The sequence below is a fragment of the Limnohabitans sp. 2KL-1 genome, from assembly GCF_003063435.1.
Lineage (GTDB): Bacteria > Pseudomonadota > Gammaproteobacteria > Burkholderiales > Burkholderiaceae_C > Limnohabitans_A.
On sequence record NZ_NESL01000003.1, the window covers coordinates 1 to 21,486 of the forward strand.

A 21,486-nucleotide genomic window follows, 5' to 3' on the forward strand; every position below is an offset into this window, starting at 1 on the left:
GTACTTTGATCGGCTGGGGGTGCCAAGGCTGTCCTGACCTCAAGCGCTCGAACCGCCCGGTGCGGACCCGCATGCCGGGTGGTGTGGCAGGGGTGCCTCCCATCAGGGAGGCCCCCTATGCCGATGGGGCAAGGCGCTGATCAGCGGCCAAATCCCCGGCCACCACCACCGTTACCGCCACGGTTGCCACCGCCGTAACCGCCGCCGCCACCACCGCCATGGCGGCGACCGCCGCTGGCCAGGCTGTCGATGCTGGTGCGTGTCGGGTCGGGTTGGCCGCTGGTGCGCACGGGCTTGCGGTTGGGCAGGTCCAGACGCGCAAACTGCGTGGTTTTCAGCGGGTCAATGTGGCGTGGCAGTTCGTCACCATCGCCCCGGCGGCGGTCTTGACCACCCCCCTGGCCACCTTGTGCGCCACGTGCCGGGCCACGGCCTTCAGGACGCGGACCGCGTGGTGCGGGACGGCCCTGGCCATCGCCACGGTTGTCAAAGCGCGGATCGCCACGCTGTTCCTGGCCGCGACCACCGTCACGGTGGCCATCCCGACCGCCTTCGCGGCGGCCATCGGCCTGGCCTTCAAAGCGCGGTGCGCCCTGTGGGCCATTGCGGCGCGACGGGGCGGGACCATTGCGCGGTGCGCGGGCCGGACCTTGGCCTTCGCCGCGAGCCTGGCGCTGACCGCCGGCACTGCCGCCGGGTGCTTTGTTGTCACGGATGCGTTGCATCATGTCCTGGCGTGCGGCCTTGGCGGCTGCGGCCATCACATCGCGGCCCGGTGGCTTGCCCGCGCCGCCCCACAGGGTCTGGCGACCCATGGCGATGGGCTCGGCCACTTCACCGGCCTCAGGACCAAAACCTTCGAGCAGTTGCACTGGAATCTCTTGTTTGGTGAAGCGCTCAATGTCCATCATGAAGCCTTCTTCGTCCAGACAGACCAGGCTCACCGCTTCGCCGCTGGCACCCGCGCGGCCAGTGCGGCCAATGCGGTGCACGTAATCTTCCGACACGTTCGGGATTTCAAAGTTCACCACGTGCGGCAAGTCTTCGATGTCGATGCCGCGCGCTGCAATGTCGGTGGCCACCAGAGCGCGGATGTCGCCGCTCTTGAAACCAGCCAGCGCTTGTGTGCGGGCGGTCTGGCTTTTGTTGCCGTGCAGCGCCATGGCCTTGACACCGTTTTTGGTCAGGAAGTCGGCCACATTGTTGGCACCGAACTTGGTGCGGGTGAACACCAGCACCTGGCTCCAGTCGTGCTTCTGGATGATGTGCAGCAGCACGTCCTTTTTCTTGTTGCGGCCCACGGGGTGGATCACCTGCGTGATGCGCTGCACCGTGGTGTTGCTGGGCGTGACCTGGATGCTTTGTGGGTTCTTGAGCAGGTTGTTTGCCAGCTCGCGGATCTCGTCGCTGAAAGTGGCCGAGAACAGCAGGCTCTGCTTTTCTTTGGGCACCAGGGCCAGCACCTTCTTCACGTCGTGGATGAAGCCCATGTCCAGCATGCGGTCGGCTTCGTCGAGCACCAGCATTTCCACCGTGGACAGATCAAGGAAGCCCTGACCTTGCAGGTCCAGCAGGCGGCCAGGTGTGGCCACCAGAATGTCCACGCCGCGCTTGACCTTGTTGATTTGCGGGTTCATGCCCACGCCACCAAAAATCACGGTGGAGTCGAGCTTGAGGTATTTGCCATAGTCGCGCACCGACTCTTCGACCTGGGCGGCCAGTTCGCGGGTGGGCGTGAGCACCAAGGCGCGGATGGCTTTGCCGCCAAAGCGGTTTTGACCGGGCTCACTCAGGCTCAGCTTGTGCAGCATGGGCAGCGTGAAGGCGGCGGTTTTGCCGGTGCCGGTTTGCGCGCCAGCCAGCAGGTCATGTCCGGCCAGGACGGCAGGGATGGCCTGGGCCTGGATGGGTGTAGGGGTTTCGTAGCCGAGCTCGCGCACAGCTTGCATGATGGCCGGGGCCAGGTTCAATTCTTCGAAGTTCATTTTTCAGAGCGCCATGTCCGGCGCGGGTATCGGCTCATTCAACTGCGGGTGGCAGTTACCAGTGAGGGCCGATAAGTCTTAGGGTGGGCATGGAAACCGCAGGCGCTTGTTTTGAGCGTTGCCTGGGTCAGGCCCCAGCAGAAGTGCTGATGCTGCGGCAACTGGAGGCTGCAGCGGGTTGGATTGTCGCACAAAGCGCGGGCAGGCCTTGTTTGGGGTGTTGGCAGGCCCGGGTCACTTGCGCGTCATGGGTTCAAACCCCAATTCAAAGTGGCAGGGGGCTTGCTTAGACTGGGCATTCATTTTTCATCGATACCAGACCATGAGCCATCACAAAACCCAAGCCCAAGACCGCCGCCGCTTTTTGCAAATCACCACCTGTGCGGTCATGGCCCTGGCGGCCAGCACCCCTTTGCACCAGGCCCTGGCGCAGGCCGCCCCTTGGCCGGCCAAACCCATTCGGGTCATTGTGGCTTTTCCGCCCGGCGGGCTGACCGATGCGCTGGCACGCAGCTATGGCGAACACCTGTCTGGCAAGCTCGGTGTGCCGGTGGTGATCGACAACAAACCCGGCGCCGGGGCCATCATCGGCATCGACGCTGCCGCCAAATCGCCTGCAGACGGCCACACGCTGGTCATGAGTACCTCGGGCACCTTCTGGCAAAACCGCATCTTGTACAGCAAGCTGCCCTACAACCTCGACAAGGACCTGACCCCGGTGACCGTGTTCCCCTCGGGCCCTTTGGTCGTGGGCATCAACGACAAGATCCCTGCGAAGAACATGGCCGAGTTTGTCGAGTGGGCCAAAAAGAACCCGACCTCGATGGGCACCTACGCGCCGGGTTCTTACCCGCACATGGTGGCCGACCAGACCAACCGGGTGCGCGGCACTCAGATTCAGTCGGTGCACTACCGGGGAGAAGCGCCCATGTGGCTCGATGTGGCCTCTGGCCAGGCCCAGATCGCGGTGGGCAGCTATCTTGCGTTCAACGCGGTGGCCAGCCGGGGCGTGCGAGCCATCGGCGTGACGGGCAGCTACCGCTCGCCCAAATTGCCCAACGTGCCCACGCTGATGGAGCAAGGCGACACCGCCAGGCTCGTCAGCCTGGAGGGCGGTTTGCCCCTGATGGCCCCGACCGGCACGCCCGAAGCCGTGCTCAAGCGCTTGGCCGATGAAGCCGTGGCCTGGTCCAACACCGACAAAGCGGCCAAACTGCGCGAGACCTTCGCCATCCCCAACAAGCCCAAAAACCTGGCCGATACGCGCAAGGATTGGGAAGGCGAAGTGCCGGTATGGATCAAGCTGGCGGTGGATCTGGGGATCAAGCTCGATTGAGTGAATTCCGCGAAATTTGAAGCATCACCACCTGAGGTCCAGTGCTGGCACCCTTGAGACGCGGTTTAATTGTGGCCATGAACAAAACCGACCAGATGAGTTTTTTCGGCTTTGAAGCCGGGGGCTCAAACAAGCCCGCCAAAGCGGGCAGGCCTGCCAAAGCCCCCGCGCCAGCCGCAAAAGCCATTCCAGCCACCCCAGTCGTGCCCGCCGCCGCAGTGACGCCTTTGCCAGTTTCTGCGGCCGCGGCTACACCCGTGCATGCCCCTGCTCAACCCGCAGCGGTGCTGACGGCTGAGGCTGTTGCCCTTGTCGCCCCTGCTGCTCTTCCTGCTGACCCCGAAGCCATGGCCCGCGCCTTGGCGCAGCACCCGGACTTTCGCGTGCTGCGCCGTCTGGTGCCGCAAAGCGATTACGGCGGCTTGCATGGTCAGCCCACGCAGCGCGTGATCGTGCTGGACACCGAAACCACCGGGCTGGACAGCAAGAGCGAAAAAATCATTGAGCTGGCCATGTTGTCGGTGCTGGTGGACAGCGCGACCGGCTTGCCGGTGGGGCCAGTCACCATTTACGAGTCGTTTGAAGACCCGGGCAAGCCGATTCCGCCCCAGATCACCGAGATCACAGGCATTGACGACAGCATGGTGCAGGGGCAGCGCATCGACGACGCGGCCGTGACGGCCATGGTGGCGCAAGCGGACTTGGTCGTGGCGCACAACGCCGGGTTTGACCGGCCGTTTGTCGAGGCGCGTTGGCCTGTGTTTGCGGGCAAGGCCTGGGGCTGTTCTTTCCAGGGCATCGACTGGAAGAAGGAGGGCAGTGGCTCGGCCAAGCTGGAGTTTTTGGCGTCTGAGCGCGGCTGGTTTTACGACGCACACCGGGCGCAGGTGGATTGCCATGCCTTGCTGCAGGTGCTGGCCTCGCCCTTGGCCGATGGCCAAACCGGTTTGTCGCGCCTTTTGGCCGGTGCAGGGCAGACCCGCTACAAGCTGCGCGCCACAGGTGCGCCGTTTGAGGCCAAAGATAAGCTCAAATCACGCGGTTACCGCTGGGACGGCGAAGGGCGGGTTTGGTGGTGCAGTTTGGCCTCAGACGACCTGCTGGACGCCGAATGCGCCTGGTTGCGGGCCGAGGTGTATGGCTCGCGCAGTGCCCGGGTTCAGCTCGAAGCCATGAACAGCCTGGTGCAGTTTTCCAGCCGTTCTGGCCAGTTGAGCGAGCGCTCGGTCTGATTTTTCTCTGTCCAGCCCGGCAAGCTGGGATAATGGCGGGTTGCATATGCCGCAATAGCCTCCACATGCAGGATTGCGGTGCAGAGCTGACGCCCTCGGGGTGATCGGTCTCTGCCCTTTTTTATTCAGGGTTACACATGGCTCAATACGTATTTTCGATGAACCGGGTTGGCAAGATCGTGCCGCCCAAACGTCACATTCTCAAAGACATTTCGCTGTCTTTCTTCCCCGGCGCCAAGATTGGCGTGCTGGGCACCAACGGCTCGGGCAAGTCCACTTTGCTCAAGATCATGGCCGGTATTGACAAGGAAATCGAAGGCGAAGCCATCCCGATGGCGGGCCTGAAAATCGGATATCTGCCGCAAGAGCCCGTGATGGACCCTGAGCAGACCGTGCGCGAAGCCGTCGAAAGCGGCATGGGCGAAGTCAAGGCCGCGCAGGCCCGCCTCGAAGAGGTTTACGCCGCCTACGCCGAAGAAGACGCCGACTTTGACGCTCTGGCCGCAGAGCAGGCCAAGCTCGAAGCCATCATCTCGACCGCAGGCGATGCTTCAGAGCACCAACTGGAAATCGCCGCCGACGCGCTGCGCTTGCCCGCCTGGGACGCCATCATTGGCAAATTGTCGGGTGGTGAAAAACGCCGCGTGGCCCTGTGCCGCTTGCTGCTGTCGCGCCCCGACATGCTCTTGCTTGACGAACCGACCAACCACTTGGACGCCGAATCGGTGGACTGGCTCGAGCTGTTCTTGCAGCGTTTTTCGGGCACCGTGGTGGCCATCACCCACGATCGCTACTTCCTGGACAACGCCGCCGAGTGGATTTTGGAACTGGACCGGGGCTCCGGCATTCCCTACAAAGGTAACTACTCCAGCTGGCTGGAGCAAAAAGATGCCCGTCTGGCCACCGAGCAGCGCACCGAAGACGCCCGCTCCAAAGCCATGAAGAAAGAACTGGAGTGGGCTCGCGCCAACCCCAAGGGCCGCCAAGCCAAGAGCAAGGCCCGTTTGGCCCGGTTCGAAGAGCTGAGCGACCACGAATACCAAAAACGCAACGAGACGCAGGAGATATTCATCCCTGTGGCCGAGCGCTTGGGTAACGAAGTGTTCGAGTTCAACAACGTCAGCAAGTCCTTTGGTGACCGTTTGCTGATCGACAACCTGAGCTTCAAGGTGCCTGCAGGTGCCATCGTCGGCATCATCGGCCCCAACGGCGCTGGTAAATCGACCCTGTTCAAGTTGATCGCGGGCAAAGAACAACCCGACAGCGGTGAAGTCAAGATCGGCCAAACCGTGAAAATGGCCTTTGTGGACCAGAACCGCGACGACCTGGACAACAACAAAACCGTGTGGGAAGACGTCTCGGGCGGCTTGGACATCATCAACGTCGGCAAGTTCCAGATGGCCAGCCGTGCGTATTGCGGCCGTTTCAACTTCAACGGGGGGGACCAGCAAAAGAAGGTCGGCATGCTGTCCGGTGGTGAGCGCGGCCGTTTGCACTTGGCCAAAACCCTGATCGAAGGCGGCAACGTGTTGCTGCTGGACGAGCCTTCCAACGACTTGGACGTGGAAACCTTGCGCGCCTTGGAAGACGCGTTGCTGGAATTCGCGGGCTCCATCATGGTCATCAGCCACGACCGCTGGTTTCTCGACCGCATTGCCACCCACATCTTGGCCGCCGAAGGCGACAGCCAGTGGGTGTTCTTTGACGGTAACTACCAGGAATACGAAGCCGACAAGAAACGCCGTCTGGGTGAAGAGGGTGCCAAGCCCAAGCGCGTGCGCTTCAAGGCTTTGAAGTAATCAGCTGCTGTGCACACCTCAATGGGCCCTTCGGGGCCCGTTGTGTTTTGGGGCTGCTGAAGCTGTGTTTATTCTGTGGGAGGCCGCCCCTGCGGCCGAATGCGTGCAGTGGCAGTGCAAATATTCGCGAGCAGGGGCTCGCTCCCACAAAATACCCAGCACAAGAAACCCAGCCAGCGCCTTTTTCCCTGTGGGAGGTCGCCCCTGCGGCCGAATGCGTGCCTAACCACCTATTGCGCTGAGAGCTTGGCCTGTGCCTTGTCCGCCCACACTTGCAGGTTGTCCAGCAGGTCTTTCTGGCTGAACGAGCAGCTTTCTCCGCTGAACAGGGCGCTGGCCTCGATGCGGTCGAGCAAATCGCCCAGCACGATGCTGAATTTTTCGGGCAAGGGCAGGGCGGCGGCGCTGCTGCGCCACAGCCGGATCATCTCGCTTTGTGGCAAGTCGCCCCGGCTGCTGGCGGTCAGTGCGTCGGTCATGCGGCTCAAGGTGTCAAGGGCGGCGCTCATGGGGCGGGGTCTCCTGCAAAGTGGACAAGTTTTAGCGGCGACAATCATGCCCCATGAAAGCCAAACCTCTCAAACCCATGCGCCTGGAAGACATTTTGTTCAGCCAGGGCTTTGGCACCCGCCGCGTGTGTGCCGGACTCGTGCAGCAAGGCCATGTGCAAGTCAACGGCGAAACCGTCACCGATTCGGGTGAGTTTTTCGAGTTGGAAGGTCTGCATTTCAATGTGCAGGGAACCGACTGGCCGTTCAAGGAAAAAGCCTATGTGCTGCTGAACAAGCCCGCAGGCACAGAGTGCTCGCAAAAGCCGTCGACCTGGCCGAGCATCTACACCTTGCTGCCCGCGCCCCTGCGGCAGCGCCCCCAAAAAGCGGCGGTGCAGGGCGTGCAGGCGGTGGGCCGACTGGACCAAGACACCACGGGCTTGCTGTTGATGACCGACGACGGCCAATTCATCCACAAAATGAGTTCACCCAAGCACCATGTGTCCAAGGTTTATGAGGTGACCACCAAACACCCCATCACGCCCGAGATGGTGGACAAGCTGCTGAGCGGCGTGGTGCTCGACGACGACCCCAAGCCGGTCAAAGCCGCTGCCTGCAAGGCCGTGGGTGAGTTGCACCTGAAGCTGACCCTGACCGAGGGCAAATACCACCAGGTCAAGCGCATGCTGGCGGCGGTGGGCAACCGGGTCGAGGGCCTGCATCGCTCGCAAATCGGGGGGCTGGTGTTGAACGATCTGGCCCCTGGCCAATGGCGCTGGCTGACGGACGAAGACCTGGCTTTGCTCAAGCCCTGACTTGCGCCATGAAGGCCTCTATGGCCTGCGCCACCGCTTCGGGCTGATCTCGGTGTGGTGAATGCCCGCAGTCGGGCAGTTTGAGCAAGCGGGCATGCGGCACAGCCTGGGCAATCTCGTCGATCTGGGCCATGGTGCCGTAGGGGTCGGCATCGCCCTGTATGGCCAGCAAGGGCGCTGAAATCTCTCCCAGTTCAGGGCGAATATCAAACGAGCGGAAGGCCTCACTCAGCCACACATCGTTCCATTGCCAGAAGGCGCAGTCCACATCGGCATGGTAGGCGCTCAGGCGCTGGCGCAGGGGGCCGTTTTCAAAGGCATCTCGGGCGGCGGTGATGGCCGCAATCGAGATGTCTTCCACCATCATATGCGGGGCCATGACCACGCAGCCGGCTACCTCAAAGTGGCTGGCATGGATCAGGGCGATGGTGCCGCCGTCCGAGTGGCCCAGCAGTACCGGGCGCTCAATGCCCAGTGCCCGCAACAAGGCGGGCAGCACCACGAGGGCTTCTTCGTGCATGTAGTCGGGCAGCAGACGGCCCACACGCTGGCCATCGGCCTCGTCAGACGGGCCACGCACATCGGGCACCGCATCCGACTGGCCGTAGCCCCGGCGTGAGTACACCAAGCCCGCGCAGCCCAGCCGCTGGCACAACTGGGCGGGCCAGTCACGCCACATGGCCACACTGCCCAGCCCTTCGTGCAGGAAAACCAGGGTGGGTTGGCTGGCGGTGCCGGTGCCTGAAACCCGTTGGATTTCGAGCTGAATGCCCTGAATGCTTATTTTTTGAGACCCATTGATGTGCATCGAAATTCCTTGAGGCGCTCGGATTACACTTGACCGCGATTTTGAAAGCCTGATGTGACCCGTTTTTGTGTATTTTCCAGAGTTTTGGCCTGGGTGTTTGTGGCGTCTTTGGCGCTCCCTTTGCAGGCCAAAACACCGGCACCTGTTTTTGTTCTCAACTCGCTCGATGGCAATGTGAGCGTGATTGACCCCGTGAGCTGGACCGAAACCAAGCGCATTCCCACCGGTAAAGAGCCGCACCATTTGTACCTCACTCCCGATGAGAAATCGGTCATCGTGGCCAATGCCATGGGTGACTCGCTCACCTTCATTGACCCGCGCACGGCCCAGATCCAGCGCACCGTGAAGGGCATTCTCGACCCGTACCACCTGCGGTTTTCACCCGACATGAAGTGGTTCGTGATTGCCGCCAACCGACTGAACCACGTGGACGTTTACCACTGGGATGGTCACAACGCCACGCTGGCCAAGCGCATCTCTACGGGCAAGACGCCCAGCCATCTGTGGATCGACAGCCAAAGCAAGATGGTCTGGGCGTCGATGCAAGACAGCGATGAGATCGTGGCGATTGATCTGGCAACGCAAACCTTGAAGTCACGCACCAAGGTGGGATCTGTGCCGGCCGATTTGTTCGGTACGCCCGACGACAAGTCGTTGTTGGTTGGCTTGACCGGCGGGGACGGGGTAGAGGTCTACGACATCAGCGGCGCTCAACCCAAGTGGGTCAAAAAGATCACCACGGGCAAGGGGGCGCATGCCTTCAGGGCTTTGGGTGACAAGCGCCATGTGATGGTCAGCAACCGTGTGACCAATTCGATCAGCCAAATTGACTATGTGAACATGGCTGTTGTGGCCGAGTTTCCCGGTCCTGCGGGACCGGACTGCATGGACATCACGGCCGACGGCAAATACATTTTGGTGGCCTCGCGCTGGGCCAAGAAACTCACGGTGATTGACATCGCCACGCGCAAGGTGGTGCGGCAGGTCCCAGTGGGCAAATCGCCCCATGGGGTGTGGACACTGGACCATGCGCCTCGCCATTGACGCGGTTCGTGCGCTGACCGCCTGCCTGCTGTGGGCGGGCAGTTTGCCGCTGGCAGGTGCCAGTTGCAGCCAGCCTGTTTATCTGACATTCGATACCGGCCACATGGGCGTGGCCCCGCTGATTGCTGACGTGCTGCAGCGTCAACAGGTCAAGGTCACCTTTTTTGCAGCGCATGAAAAAACCCGCGAGGGCGACGGCACCTTGGGCCAGCACTGGGCACCCTGGTGGCAGGCACGCGCAACGGAAGGTCATGCCTTTGCCTCGCACACTTGGAGCCACGCTTACTGGCGCGCCGATGTGCAAGAAGGTGGTGTGCAAAAATTTCGCATCCGCCCCAGCGCTGGTGCACAGGCGGGCCAAAACCTCCTTTGGACCGCGCAAGATTACTGCGACAACTTGCGACAGGCAGCGCAGCGCTTGCAGGTGTTAACCGGGCAAGCCCCGCTGCCACTGTTCCGGGCCCCTGGTGGCAAAACGTCGCCACGCCTTCTTCAGGCGGCCCGGCAATGCGGCTTTGCCCATGTGGGTTGGGCCGATGCGGGTTTTTTGGGCGACGAGTTGCCCAGCGACCCCTACCCCAATGCACAGCTGTTGCAACAAGCCCTGCAACGGATTCGCCCAGGTGACATCCTGATGGCGCACCTGGGCATCTGGTCGCGACAAGACCCTTGGGCACCTGCCGTGCTGGAGCCGTTGATCGTGGGTCTGAAGGCGCGTGGCTTGTGTTTTGCCACTTTGCGTGAGCACCCGGCTTACCGCGACTGGGTTCGCCAAAATCCCCTTTGATTACCCTGATCGACAGCCCGTTTGGATGACGGGTTTGACCCGATTCACGACAATCCCACCTATGGACTTCCTGATTGACCTTTTCGAGTGGCTGCAGCAAACGCTTTACGAAGTGCTGGTTCAACCCGTGGCCTTTGCCGCGGGCCTGGGCCATTTGCTCGAGAAAGCCTACGAAGGCACAGGCTGGGTGGTGGTGGGCCTGTTGCAGCTGCTGGTCATGCTGGCCGTGATTGGCCCCATGCAGCGGCGCTGGCCGGTGGAGCCAGTGACAGACCGCCTGGCGGTGTGGGCCGATGTGGTCTACACCCTGGTTCACCGGCTGGGGCTGTTCAAGCTGGGGATGTTCTTCACGTTTGACTACGCGTTTGAGCAAGGGCTGGGCAGCTTGCGCGCCATGGGCCTGCCGACGCTGCACCTGGACGGTTTGTGGCCTGGTGTGACCGATCTGGCCTGGGTCAGTTTTGTGGGGTACCTGGTGGTGTTTGATTTTGTGAACTACTGGATTCACCGGGCGCAGCACCAGTCCAACACCTGGTGGGCCCTGCATTCGCTGCACCATTCGCAGCGGCAAATGACCATGTGGAGCGACAACCGCAACCACTTGCTCGATGACATCGTGACCAGCCTGGTCCTGTCGGCGGTGGCGGTGCTGATCGGCGTCGGGCCCGCCCAGTTTGTGGCGCTGGTGGCCATCGGCCAGCTGAGCGAGAACTTTCAGCACGCCAATGTGCGCATCTGGTTTGGCCGCATCGGCGAGCGCTTGTGGGTCAGCCCGCGTTTTCACCGCAGGCACCACAGCATTGGCATTGGGCATGAATCCGAAGTGCAGGGCCGCAAGGTGCTGGGCGGCTGTAATTTTGGGGTGCTGCTGCCCTGGTGGGACATGCTCTTTGGCACCGCCGACTTCAAGTTGCGCTTTGACGCAACAGGCGTGCGCGACCAAGTGGAGCAAGGCCGTGACTACGGCGTCAGCTTTTGGGCGCAGCAGCGGCAGGGCTTGTTGCGCCTGCTGGGGCGTGGCTGAGCGGGGCGACGCACAGGCCCGTTGCGCTCAGCTGTTAAGCTTTCGACCATGAAAATGTTGATCGATTCCTTTTGGCGCGCGGTGGTGTATTGCCTCTATCCACGGGTGATCGGCTTGTCTTTTTTGCCGCTGGTGCTGATCGTGGCCTCGTCCTGGTTGTTGGGCTACCTGTATTGGGACATGGCCGTCACCTGGGTGCGTGCTTGGCTGGACGCCTCCAGTTGGTTGGCGGTGGTGTGGCGCTGGCTCGAAGGCATAGGCTTGCCCGATCTGAAGACGGTGGTGGCACCATTGCTGGTGATTTTTTCGGTCACACCCCTTGTGGTGGTGGCGTCTTTGTTGGCGGTGTCGTTCCTGATGACGCCTTCGCTGACCCGCTTGGTGGCCGATCGGCGTTTTGCGGGGTTGCAGCGCAAACGGGGCGGCAGTTTGCTTTTGAGTTTGTGGTGGACCTTCTTGTCATTGCTGCTGGCGCTGGGCGCCTTGTTGCTCACTTTGCCCATGTGGTTGGTGCCGCCCTTGGCCATGCTGCTGCCCGCACTGATTTGGGGCTGGCTCACCTACCGCGTCATGGCGTTTGATGTGCTGGCCGAGTTTGCCAGCGTTGATGAGCGCAACACCCTGATGGCGCGTCACCGCATGAGCCTGCTGGGCATCGGGGTGGTCACGGGTCTCATGGGCGCAGCGCCCAGCCTGGTGTGGGCCTCGGGGGCCTTGTTTGCCGCAGCCTTTGTGATTCTCGTGCCCCTGGCCATCTGGATCTACACCTTGGTTTTTGCTTTTTCCTCGCTGTGGTTTGCGCATTTTTCGCTGGCGGCCTTGCAAGCTTTGCGCAACGAACCACCGCACGCAGCGGCCCATGACACCGCCGTGCCGGCTTCTCCTCACGCGGTGGCCCGCTTGGGGGCAGGGGCAGGTGAAAACAAGGCCGACGGCGTCACCGATGTCGATCCCCGCCCCATCCTTTGAGTGCTGCCATGCCATCCCGTGTGCAGACCGTCCTTTCATCCCGAAACCCGAGACCTCCCACATGACCCCGACTTTTGGCCTGATCATCATTGGCGACGAAATCATGTCCGGCAAGCGCCAGGACAAGCACATGCCCAAAGTCATTGAACTGATGACCCAGCGGGGCCTGAGCCTGACTTGGGCCGAGTACGTGGGGGATTCGCCAGAGCGTATCACCGCGACCTTGCAGCGCGCCTTCGCTTCGGCCGATGTGGTGTTCAGTTGTGGCGGTATCGGGGCCACGCCCGATGACCACACGCGCCAATGTGCTGGCAAGGCACTGGGCGTGCCCTTGGTGCTGCACCCCGAAGCCAAGTTGTTGATTCACGAGCGCATGCAAGACACGGCCCGGGAGCAGGGCGTGGCCTATGAGCCAGACCGCCCTGACAATGTTCATCGCCTGAACATGGGGGTGTTTCCCCAGACAGCGGCCATCATCCGCAACCCCTATAACAAGATTCCTGGTTTCAGTTGCCGTGGTGTCGGCGGTGGCGCGGTGCACTTTGTGCCGGGCTTTCCGGTCATGGCTTGGCCGATGATCGAGTCCATTCTGGATGCGCAATACAGCGCTCACTTCCGCCAGAACGCGTATGTTGAAAAGTCGGTGGTCATTTTCGGCGCGATGGAAGCCACTTTGACCCCGCTGATGGAAGCGATTGAAGCCGCGCATCCCGGCGTGAAGGTGTTCAGCCTGCCCAGCGTGGACCACCCACAATGGGGTCGCCACATCGAGTTGGGTGTCAAAGGCGAACCCGTGGATGCCGAGCGGGCCTATGCCGACCTGCGCCAAGGCTTGAAACCTTTTTCGCTGGAATATGGCCCTGAGTTGGTGCGTTGATTTAAAAAACACCAAAACAGTGCAAAATTGACCCGTTTTGGTGCATTGATGGGCTGGGTGTGACGCGGTTTGCCGGGCTTCGCGGAGCGCCAGATTTTAGATAGGGCTTCCAGTTTGCCCGCCGATTCCCTGACGCGCATCCGCTTTCTGTGCTTTTTTGTGACGCAGACAACCCGGCAGGCCGGACGCAAGGCACAATCACGGGTTGTTCAGCTTCGGTTGACTGGGCCACTTGGCACAGAAACTGCAAGACCTGTGCGTCAGCTTTTTAACCCCTTTCCATTCAGGAGAATTTGATGGCCAAGACCGTCGCAGACGTGATGAAGATGGTGAAAGAGAACGAAGTCAAGTTCGTTGACTTCCGTTTCACCGATACCCGTGGCAAATGGCAGCACATCACTGCGCCCGTGTCGCAGTTTGACGAGAGCAAGTTCGAAGAAGGCCAGGCCTTTGACGGTTCTTCGATCGCCGGCTGGAAGGGCATTGAAGCCTCCGACATGTTGTTGATCCCTGACGCCAACAGCGCCTTCATCGATCCTTTCTTCGAAGAAGTCACCCTGGTGCTGATCTGCGACGTGATCGAACCCACCGACGGCAAAGCCTACGAGCGTGACCCACGTTCGATCGCCAAGCGCGCTGAGACTTACCTCAAGCAAGCTGGCCTGGGCGACACTGCGTTCTTCGGTCCTGAGCCAGAATTCTTCTTGTTTGACGACGTGCGCTGGAGCACCGAGCCGAACAACACCTTCTACGCCATCGACGAAGCTGAAGCCCCATGGAACAGCGGCACCAAGATGGAAAACGGCAACAGCGGTCACCGCAACCGCGTCAAAGGTGGCTACTTCCCAGTGCCTCCTGTTGACAGCACACACGACATGCGCAGCGAGATGTCCCTGATCCTCGAATCGATTGGCATTCCAGTTGAAGTGCACCACCACGAAGTGGCTGGCGCAGGTCAGTGCGAAATCGGCACCCGTTTCTCGACCCTGGTTGAGCGCGCCGACTGGACCCTGATGCAAAAGTACGTGATCCACAACGTGGCCAACGCGTACGGCAAAACCGCCACCTTCATGCCCAAGCCTTACGCGGGCGACAACGGTTCCGGCATGCACGTTCACCAGTCCGTCTGGAAAGACGGCAAGAACCTGTTCGCTGGCAACGGTTACGCTGGTTTGTCTGAATTCGCCCTGTTCTACATCGGCGGCATCATCAAGCACGCTCGCGCCCTGAACGCGATCACCAACCCTGGCACCAACAGCTACAAGCGCTTGGTGCCTCACTACGAAGCGCCCGTGAAATTGGCTTACTCGGCCAAGAACCGCTCCGCTTCGATCCGCATCCCCAACGTCGCATCCGACAAGGGTCGTCGCGTGGAAGCCCGCTTCCCCGATCCACTGTGCAACCCTTACCTCGGCTTTGCAGCCTTGTTGATGGCGGGCCTGGACGGCGTGGAAAACAAGATCCACCCCGGCGAAGCAGCGACCAAAGACCTGTACCACCTGCCGCCAGAAGAAGACAAGTTGGTGCCCACCGTGTGCTCCAGCCTGGACCAGGCGTTGGAAGCCCTCGACGCTGACCGCGCTTTCCTGACCAAGGGTGGCGTGTTCACCGACTCGTGGATCGACGCCTACATCGAACTGAAGATGCAGGAAGTCAACCGCAGCCGCGTGGAAGTGTCCCCTGTCGAATACGACATGTACTACTCGCTGTAAGCGGTATGTTCCACATTGCACACGCCCCGTGCAATGCCCCTCAAGGACGGCTCAGGCCGTCCTTTTTTTCTGGTGCAATGTCGTTGCGTTTTTGAAGCTGCCAGATCACATCGGGTTCAGACCATGAAAAACCTCTTATCCGCCGTGTCAAAGCAATGGCTACGCCCTGTTTCTCGGGGTTGCTTGTGGAGTGCTGTTTTGGCCACAACCGTGTTGGCCCAAGAAGCCATTTACCGCTGTGGTCAGGAATACACCAACGCGCCCCGCGACACCACGCGGTGTGAACGCATGTCCCCTCAGGCGGTCACGGTCATCACGGGCACACGCCCGGTGGCGTCTTTGCCCGCTGCGGCCGTGTCGGCACGTGTGGGCGCGCCCCCTGATGGTGTGCGCGCAAGCGATGCACGCACCAAAGTGGAGTCTGTGCGTCAGGCCAATGCCCCGCAAACTGAGCGCGATGCACAAGCCCGCAGCATTGTGAGTCTGGAGCTGGACAAAGCGCGCCAGCAACTCGCGCAACTGGTGCAGGAATACAACCAGGGTGAGCCTGAAAAATGGGCCAGCGAAGCGCGTAACCACACCAAATACCTGGACCGTGTGGCGGCCCTCAAAGCCGCCATTGAGCGCACCGAGCGTGACATTGTCAGCCTGCAGCGCGAGTTGAACCGCCGTCCGGTGCTTGCCAGTTCTGCCGCGCCATGAACACCCCTGTGTCTCGTTTTCAGGCCTTTGACTTGCTGGCCACCCCTGTGGCCGTGCTCGAAGGCGGTGGTCAGGTGCGCTTTGTCAATGCCGCGCTCGAAGACGTGCTGGGCATGTCGCGCCGCACCTTGCAGGGCCTGCACATGCCCGACTTTTTTGTGGACGGACAGCCGCTCAAAAATGCGCTGGCGGGCGCGCAGTCCAACGAGTTTGCGGCCCTGCGCTACGAAGCCCAGCTGCGCCGCCTGCACCATGAAGACAGCCTGCCGGTGCATGTGATCGTGGCCCCGTCGGACCAGCCGCAAGAGGTGATCGTCGAGCTGCTGCCGGTGGAGCAGCAAACCCGCCAAGAGCGCGAAGAGCGCTTGCTGGAGCAGGCCCAGGCCAACAAGGAGCTGATCCGCAACCTGGCGCACGAGATCAAAAACCCGTTGGGCGGCATTCGCGGCTCGGCGCAGCTGCTGGAGATGGAGCTGGGCAGCAAAGACCTGACCGAATACACCCAGGTCATCATCCATGAGGCCGACCGCCTGCAAACCCTGGTGGACCGGCTGCTGGCCCCGCACCGCCGCCCGCATGTGGTGAGCGATGTGAACATCCACGAGGTGTGCGAGCGTGTTCGCACCCTGATCCTGGCCGAGTTCCCCCGTGGCTTGAAGGTCGTGCGCGACTACGACATCTCGATCCCTGAGTTTCGCGGTGACCGCGAACAGCTCATTCAGGTGGTGCTCAACATCACCCACAACGCCGCCCAGGCCCTGCAAGAACGCATTGCGCAAGGCGATGCGCAGATCACACTCAGGAGCCGCATCTTGCGGCAAGTCACGTTTGGCAAGCAGCGTTACCGCCTGGCATTGGAATTGCATGTCATCGACAACGGGCCTGGTGTTCCAGACTCGATCAAGGACCGCATTTTTTTCCCGCTCATATCGGGACGCGAAGGCGGTTCGGGCCTGGGGCTGACATTGGCGCAAACCTTTGTGCAACAACACCACGGCATGATCGAATGTGACAGCGAGCCTGGCCGTACGGATTTCAAAATTTTGATTCCGTTGCCTTAACGCACAAAAAAGTGTCCACAGAAAGTGCCGCATTCATGAAGCCGATCTGGATCGTAGACGATGACCAATCCATTCGCTTCGTGCTTGAAAAAGCATTGTTGCGAGAAGGTTTGCCCACCCGCAGCTTCACCAATCCACGCGAGGTGCTCAAGGCGCTGGACTCGGAAGACCCCCAAGGCGGCCCCCAGGTCCTGGTGAGCGACATCCGCATGCCCGGTGGTTCGGGGCTGGATTTGCTGGCCACCATCAAACAGCGCCTGCCCGGTTTGCCGGTCATCATCATGACCGCGTTTTCCGATTTGGACAGCGCCGTGTCGGCCTTCTCCAGCGGCGCGTTTGAATACCTGCCCAAGCCGTTTGACCTGCCCAAGGCGATCGAGCTGATCCGCCGCGCCGTGGGCGAAAGCCAGCGCGAAGAGGTGACCGAAGAAAAAATGGTCGACGCCCCCGAGATGCTCGGCCAGGCCCCGGCCATGCAAGACGTGTTCCGCGGCATTGGTCGCCTGGCGCAAAGCCACGTCACGGTGCTGATCACCGGTGAATCGGGTTCGGGCAAAGAGCTGGTGGCGCATGCGCTGCACAAGCATTCGCCCCGCGCCGGACAGCCCTTTGTGGCCATCAACACAGCGGCCATCCCCAAGGATTTGCTGGAAAGCGAACTCTTTGGCCACGAGCGCGGCGCTTTCACCGGCGCACAAGCCTCACGCCGGGGCCGCTTTGAACAGGCCGACGGCGGCACCTTGTTCCTGGATGAAATCGGCGACATGCCGTTTGATTTGCAGACCCGCCTGCTGCGCGTCTTGTCCGACGGCAACTTCTACCGCGTGGGTGGGCACAGCGCGGTCAAGGCCAATGTGCGCGTGATCGCCGCCACCCACCAGGACCTGGAGCAACGCGTCAAGGAAGGCGTGTTCCGCGAAGACTTGTTCCACCGGCTGAATGTGATCCGCCTGCGCCTGCCTGCCTTGCGCGAGCGGCGCGAAGACGTGCCCATGCTGGCGCGCTATTTCTTGCAGCGCAGCGCGCAGCAGCTGGGTGTGGAGCCCAAACGCATCTCGGACCTCGCACTCGAACGGTTGAGCCATTTCCGGTTCCCAGGCAACGTTCGGCAGCTTGAAAACATCTGCCATTGGCTCACGGTGATGGCGCCCGCCCAAGTGATTGAAGTCAAGGATTTGCCGCCCGAGGTGCTGGGCAGCCCTGACAGCCTCATGGGTGTGGCCGAGCAGGGGGCGGCGGGTGTCTTGTCGGCCGGCAGCGCAACAGGTGCTGGCGTGCTCTCCTCGGCAGGCGGCATTTCTGCCAGGGCAGGGGATGATTCACTGATGGCTTTGGAGGCGCTGGTGTTGGGTTCGCCGGCCACGCCGATGTCCATGGCAGCCGCAGGGGCGACACCCGCTTCATTGGCTTGGGAAGCTGGCTTGGAGCAAGAGGCCTTGGCTTTGTTGGCCACCGGTCGCACCGATGTGTGGGATGTGTTGACGCGGCGTTTTGAGACCAGTCTGATTCAGGCTGCGCTGGCCGTGACCCGGGGCAGGCGCATCGAAGCAGCACAAAAATTGGGCATCGGGCGTAACACGATCACACGCAAGATCCAGGAGCTGGGCCTGGATGAAGCCTGAGGGTGTTCAGCCCGTCAAATTGAAAAAGGGTCAATGAGCACCACGTCGCTGACGGGGAAGGCCACACAGGGCAACACGCAGCCCTCGGCCTTTTCTTCGGCGGTCATGCCGGGCCATGCCATCTTGTAGCGAACTTGGCCTGCGCTCAAATGGCCCATGCAGGTGCGACAAGTGCCTGCGCGGCAAGAGCTGGGCCACTGCAGACCAGCTTGCTCCATGGACTGCAGCAAAGACTGTTCACGCCCAGCGTCAAAACGATGGCCATCGGGTTCTATGCAGGCCTTGAAAAAAGGCGGCTCGGTGCTCATGCGCGTGTTGGCGTCAAAGGCCTGCCCATTCTGACCCTCAGGCCGGTCCTTGAAAAACCAGCTTCCATTGCGAATTTTCCTTTTGCCAATAGGTGCGCAAGTACTGTTGCTGGCTTTGGCCCTTCTGATTCGGGTCTTTCAGTGTGACCACCATGGTGTGCATGTCGTCTTGCCACTGCAAGACAGACACCAATTCCAAGGGCTTGCTGACGATGTGACCCAAAGTGGTTTGGGCCAGCCGTGGCCACCATTGCTCCAGGTCCATGTTGTCGCGTTCAAAGCGCGTGCTGTAGTGCAGTTTCAAGGCCTCAGGATCATGGCCGTTGCGCGCCGCCAGCCACTGGTCCAGGGTGGGCTTGAAATCAGCCAAAGACGGACTGGTTTGTCCACTGGGCAACCAGTCGATCTTGTTGGCGATGACCACCGGGGTCATGCGCAGACCTGGCAAGCTCATCAACGCGTCCATCACCGGGTTGGACAGCACCACGCAACCGTCGGTAGATTCGGGAGCGCGGGCGTATTGCGCGCTGGGCGTGCCGTGCAGCCAGATGCCCGAGCCGGTTTTTTTCTGCATCAAGTCCAGTGCGTTGGGATAATTGAGCGTCAGCGCGCCCACCCCAAAAAGATCGGGCAAGGTGTCGCCGGGTAAGCCTTTTTGAACAAAATACACCCCCAGTGGGGTTTTGCCATCGCCTTCTTGCCGTTTGCCTGTCCCGTTGACCCCCACCGAGATGTAGGTTTCCTTGATCAATTGCAATTGCATGCGGCCCGTGCTGTCGCTGCGGTTTTCAAACCAGTAAATCCGCGATTGAGAGGCATCCACCACGGCCGCGTAGGGCTGCTGTGGGCTCAGAAATACAAATGCAGCGGGGACTTTACCCAGCAGGTGCTGAGCGCTTTGGCGTTGCAAGCGCCGTTTCGATTCCAACACCAGTTCGTTCAGCCGCTTCATCAACGAGGGTTGTTCGGCTTCATTGACCTCGGCCCATGACACAGGTTTTTGGATGCTGATGTTGAGCAAATCCGCATAAAGCAGTTGGCCCAACTGGAACGTGGGGTATTCAGACGCCAGCAGCGCGGCCGTGGCCAGCGCCTGCGCTCTGTCGCCTTGACCCAGATGGGCGTAAATCTGACGAACCATGTGTTCGGGGTCGGTGGATGCTGGCGTGGTGGCGGGTGTCAATCCGTCAAAATCCAGACGCCAGGGCATCGCCCGCCCGCCTGTCAGGTCAGAAGCTTGATCATGGATGTACGTGCTTGCACGGGAAAAGGCGGTTTTCAGGTCCTCAGAAAACCACCCACCGACGGCCAGTATCACTGCCGCCAGAAGACTCGGCCAAGCCCAACGCCAAGGCCTGGAACGTTGGGGTTGGACGGTGGCTTTGCGGGATGCCTGGGGTGAACGTTGGCGCTTCAATTCACCGACTCGCGAATGATCACCCAGCGCTCACCTTGCTTGTGCAGCTCCAGCGTTTTACGGCTGTTGCCCTGGAAATAGTCGGATGTGTAGATTTGCTGGAAACGGGCCGTTGCCTTGTCCCCCTTGACGGCAACTTGGAGCTGGTTAACGTTCACTGAAATGGTCTTTTTGGACAAAATTTTGAGCTGTCGGTCGGCTTCCCACTTGGCGCGCGTCATGTTGCCCGTCTGGAAATTGCTGGCGTAGGCGGCAAGGTAACGGTTCATGTCCTTCTGGCTCCATGCCTTGGCCCAGCCGAGCACGGCGGATTTCACGGCATCCTGGTCGGATGGGGTGTTGGCTTGGGCTCGTGTGGGGGGGCGTGCAGGAGCTTGTGCAGGCGTTGCGGCTGCTGTGGGTTGGCCCGGGGTGCTCGCTGCGGCTGTTTTGGCGGCGGCCTGAGCGGTCGCTTGAGGCAACGCTGGTGCAACAGCGGCGGCAGTGGGCTTGGCAGGCACCTGGACAGGCGCGGAAGCGGCAGGTGGCGCTGGCTTGACGGCTGCCACCGGAACGGACGCAGAAGCCTGGGCCGCGGGTTTGGGCAATGCCAAGAGTGTTTTAGCCGAGGGGGCGGTGGGCGCATCGGCTGTCGAGGTCACCGACGCCGCAGCCACCGAGGGGATGGCGGGAGGCGAAGCCGGTTTGACTGCAGGGGGCACGACCTGGGCGCTGGCAGCGGCATGGGCAGGCCCCGCTGTGGCCGAGCTGGCAGGGGCACTGGCCACAGCACCGAGGGGTGTGTTGGCCTTGGCCACAGCCACTGGCGTGCGTTTTTCAGGGGCAATGCTGCCCAAAAGCGTCAGCTGCGGGGTGCTGGCACGGACTTTGGGGTCCACTTGCAAGGCTTTGCCATAACTGTCTTTGGCCAGTTGGCTCAGCACGTCTGACAAATTGCGGTGCGCTGCGGCGTAGCTCGGATGGGTTTGCAGCGCCTTTTCAAGGTAAGCCCTGGACTCCTCCAGACGCCCTTTGGCGGCGTACAGCACGCCGAGGTTGTTGAATGCCTCGGACAGGTCCGGGTGCGCTTCGGTGATTTTCTTGAAAGTGTCAATGGCCTTGTCGGTTTGGCCTTGCTGGGCTTGAATCACGCCTTCCATGAATTGCCACTGCACGTTCTTGGGGGCGGCTTCACGTGCTTGCAAGACCAATTTTTGAGCTTGGTCGAGTTGTCCCGATTGAAGTGCTTTCTTGATGGCGTCCTGTGCCGGATCGCTCATCTGCGTTTGGGCCATGCTGGCGGCGTTGCAAATACCCCATAACAAAGCAGATTGAAGCCCCAACGTGGCCCACCGTGAGGGAGGTCGGGGTGCAGATCGCCACTGCAGCAGTTGTGAAAACGTCATGAACAAGGGTCGATTGCAAAAAATGACAGATTTTATCGTTTGAATCGGCTGTGAACGGTGCTTGGCATCGACCGGCACCGTGGATTTGTGCCCATCGGCCCCAAGCTAGCCG

The 21,486-nt window shown here is 61.2% G+C and carries 19 protein-coding genes; 13 read left to right on the plus strand and 6 right to left on the minus strand.

Annotation, left to right across the window (positions count from 1 at the left end; translation table 11 throughout):
- Positions 1 to 140 precede the first annotated feature (140 nt).
- On the minus strand, positions 141 to 1,985 hold the full coding sequence (locus B9Z47_RS08195) for a DEAD/DEAH box helicase (RefSeq protein WP_108330793.1): 1,845 nt from the start codon (positions 1,983 to 1,985) through the stop codon (positions 141 to 143).
- Positions 1,986 to 2,307: 322 nt separating this feature from the next.
- Between B9Z47_RS08195 and B9Z47_RS08200 the strand changes: the two genes are divergently transcribed.
- From B9Z47_RS08200 to ettA, 3 genes are all read left to right on the plus strand, one after another.
- Entirely contained in the window at positions 2,308 to 3,321 is a 1,014-nt protein-coding gene (locus B9Z47_RS08200) for a tripartite tricarboxylate transporter substrate binding protein (RefSeq protein ID WP_108330794.1), read from the plus strand.
- A gap of 77 nt (positions 3,322 to 3,398) precedes the next feature.
- Positions 3,399 to 4,553 (plus strand): 3'-5' exonuclease, encoded by a 1,155-nt coding sequence (locus B9Z47_RS08205; protein ID WP_108330795.1) that lies wholly within the window; start codon positions 3,399 to 3,401, stop codon positions 4,551 to 4,553.
- Between the two features lie 137 nt (positions 4,554 to 4,690).
- Positions 4,691 to 6,352: an energy-dependent translational throttle protein EttA gene (gene ettA / locus B9Z47_RS08210; protein WP_108330796.1), complete on the plus strand. Its 1,662-nt coding sequence runs from the start codon at positions 4,691 to 4,693 to the stop codon at positions 6,350 to 6,352.
- A 230-nt stretch (positions 6,353 to 6,582) separates the two neighbouring features.
- Here ettA and B9Z47_RS08215 read toward each other — a convergent pair whose 3' ends face one another.
- The gene (locus B9Z47_RS08215; RefSeq protein ID WP_108330797.1) at positions 6,583 to 6,861 is read right to left on the minus strand and encodes a hypothetical protein; all 279 of its coding nucleotides are present in this window, start codon (positions 6,859 to 6,861) and stop codon (positions 6,583 to 6,585) included.
- A 77-nt stretch (positions 6,862 to 6,938) separates the two neighbouring features.
- On the opposite strand from B9Z47_RS08215, the gene B9Z47_RS08220 reads away from it, so the two are divergent.
- Positions 6,939 to 7,658 carry a pseudouridine synthase gene (locus tag B9Z47_RS08220; protein WP_108331166.1) on the plus strand — a complete coding sequence of 240 codons (720 nt, stop codon included), beginning with the start codon at positions 6,939 to 6,941 and terminating at the stop codon, positions 7,656 to 7,658.
- Here the strand turns inward: B9Z47_RS08220 and B9Z47_RS08225 are convergent.
- Positions 7,648 to 8,466, minus strand: a complete 819-nt coding sequence (locus tag B9Z47_RS08225) for an alpha/beta fold hydrolase (RefSeq protein ID WP_108330798.1) — start codon at positions 8,464 to 8,466, stop codon at positions 7,648 to 7,650. The genes B9Z47_RS08220 and B9Z47_RS08225 overlap by 11 nt on opposite strands.
- Before the next feature lie 84 nt (positions 8,467 to 8,550).
- On the opposite strand from B9Z47_RS08225, the gene B9Z47_RS08230 reads away from it, so the two are divergent.
- From B9Z47_RS08230 to ntrC, 9 genes are all read left to right on the plus strand, one after another.
- Complete coding sequence (locus B9Z47_RS08230) at positions 8,551 to 9,510, plus strand: YncE family protein (RefSeq protein WP_369912078.1); 960 nt, start codon at positions 8,551 to 8,553, stop codon at positions 9,508 to 9,510.
- On the plus strand, positions 9,494 to 10,297 hold the full coding sequence (locus B9Z47_RS08235; RefSeq protein WP_255418448.1) for a polysaccharide deacetylase family protein: 804 nt from the start codon (positions 9,494 to 9,496) through the stop codon (positions 10,295 to 10,297). The genes B9Z47_RS08230 and B9Z47_RS08235 overlap by 17 nt, the downstream gene beginning before the upstream one ends.
- Positions 10,298 to 10,358: 61 nt before the next feature.
- The gene (locus B9Z47_RS08240; protein ID WP_108330799.1) at positions 10,359 to 11,321 is read left to right on the plus strand and encodes a sterol desaturase family protein; all 963 of its coding nucleotides are present in this window, start codon (positions 10,359 to 10,361) and stop codon (positions 11,319 to 11,321) included.
- A gap of 48 nt (positions 11,322 to 11,369) precedes the next feature.
- Positions 11,370 to 12,290 carry an EI24 domain-containing protein gene (locus B9Z47_RS08245; protein ID WP_108330800.1) on the plus strand — a complete coding sequence of 307 codons (921 nt, stop codon included), beginning with the start codon at positions 11,370 to 11,372 and terminating at the stop codon, positions 12,288 to 12,290.
- A 61-nt stretch (positions 12,291 to 12,351) separates the two neighbouring features.
- Positions 12,352 to 13,167 (plus strand): molybdopterin-binding protein, encoded by an 816-nt coding sequence (locus tag B9Z47_RS08250; protein ID WP_108330801.1) that lies wholly within the window; start codon positions 12,352 to 12,354, stop codon positions 13,165 to 13,167.
- Between the two features lie 296 nt (positions 13,168 to 13,463).
- Positions 13,464 to 14,879 carry a type I glutamate--ammonia ligase gene (gene glnA, locus B9Z47_RS08255; RefSeq protein WP_108330802.1) on the plus strand — a complete coding sequence of 472 codons (1,416 nt, stop codon included), beginning with the start codon at positions 13,464 to 13,466 and terminating at the stop codon, positions 14,877 to 14,879.
- 198 nt (positions 14,880 to 15,077) lie between these two features.
- Positions 15,078 to 15,581 (plus strand): hypothetical protein, encoded by a 504-nt coding sequence (locus B9Z47_RS08260; RefSeq protein ID WP_108330803.1) that lies wholly within the window; start codon positions 15,078 to 15,080, stop codon positions 15,579 to 15,581.
- A complete protein-coding gene (gene glnL / locus B9Z47_RS08265; RefSeq protein WP_108330804.1) occupies positions 15,578 to 16,642 on the plus strand; it encodes a nitrogen regulation protein NR(II) in 1,065 nt (354 codons plus the stop codon). The genes B9Z47_RS08260 and glnL overlap by 4 nt, the downstream gene beginning before the upstream one ends.
- Before the next feature lie 35 nt (positions 16,643 to 16,677).
- Positions 16,678 to 18,264, plus strand: a complete 1,587-nt coding sequence (gene ntrC / locus B9Z47_RS08270) for a nitrogen regulation protein NR(I) (RefSeq protein ID WP_108331169.1) — start codon at positions 16,678 to 16,680, stop codon at positions 18,262 to 18,264.
- A gap of 14 nt (positions 18,265 to 18,278) precedes the next feature.
- Here ntrC and B9Z47_RS08275 read toward each other — a convergent pair whose 3' ends face one another.
- The 3 genes from B9Z47_RS08275 to B9Z47_RS08285 form a co-directional block, all read right to left on the minus strand.
- Positions 18,279 to 18,572: a 2Fe-2S iron-sulfur cluster binding domain-containing protein gene (locus tag B9Z47_RS08275; protein ID WP_108330805.1), complete on the minus strand. Its 294-nt coding sequence runs from the start codon at positions 18,570 to 18,572 to the stop codon at positions 18,279 to 18,281.
- A 37-nt stretch (positions 18,573 to 18,609) separates the two neighbouring features.
- Positions 18,610 to 19,782, minus strand: a complete 1,173-nt coding sequence (locus B9Z47_RS08280) for a murein L,D-transpeptidase family protein (protein ID WP_108330806.1) — start codon at positions 19,780 to 19,782, stop codon at positions 18,610 to 18,612.
- Between the two features lie 203 nt (positions 19,783 to 19,985).
- Complete coding sequence (locus B9Z47_RS08285; RefSeq protein ID WP_158271647.1) at positions 19,986 to 21,263, minus strand: tetratricopeptide repeat protein; 1,278 nt, start codon at positions 21,261 to 21,263, stop codon at positions 19,986 to 19,988.
- Positions 21,264 to 21,486 lie beyond the last annotated feature (223 nt).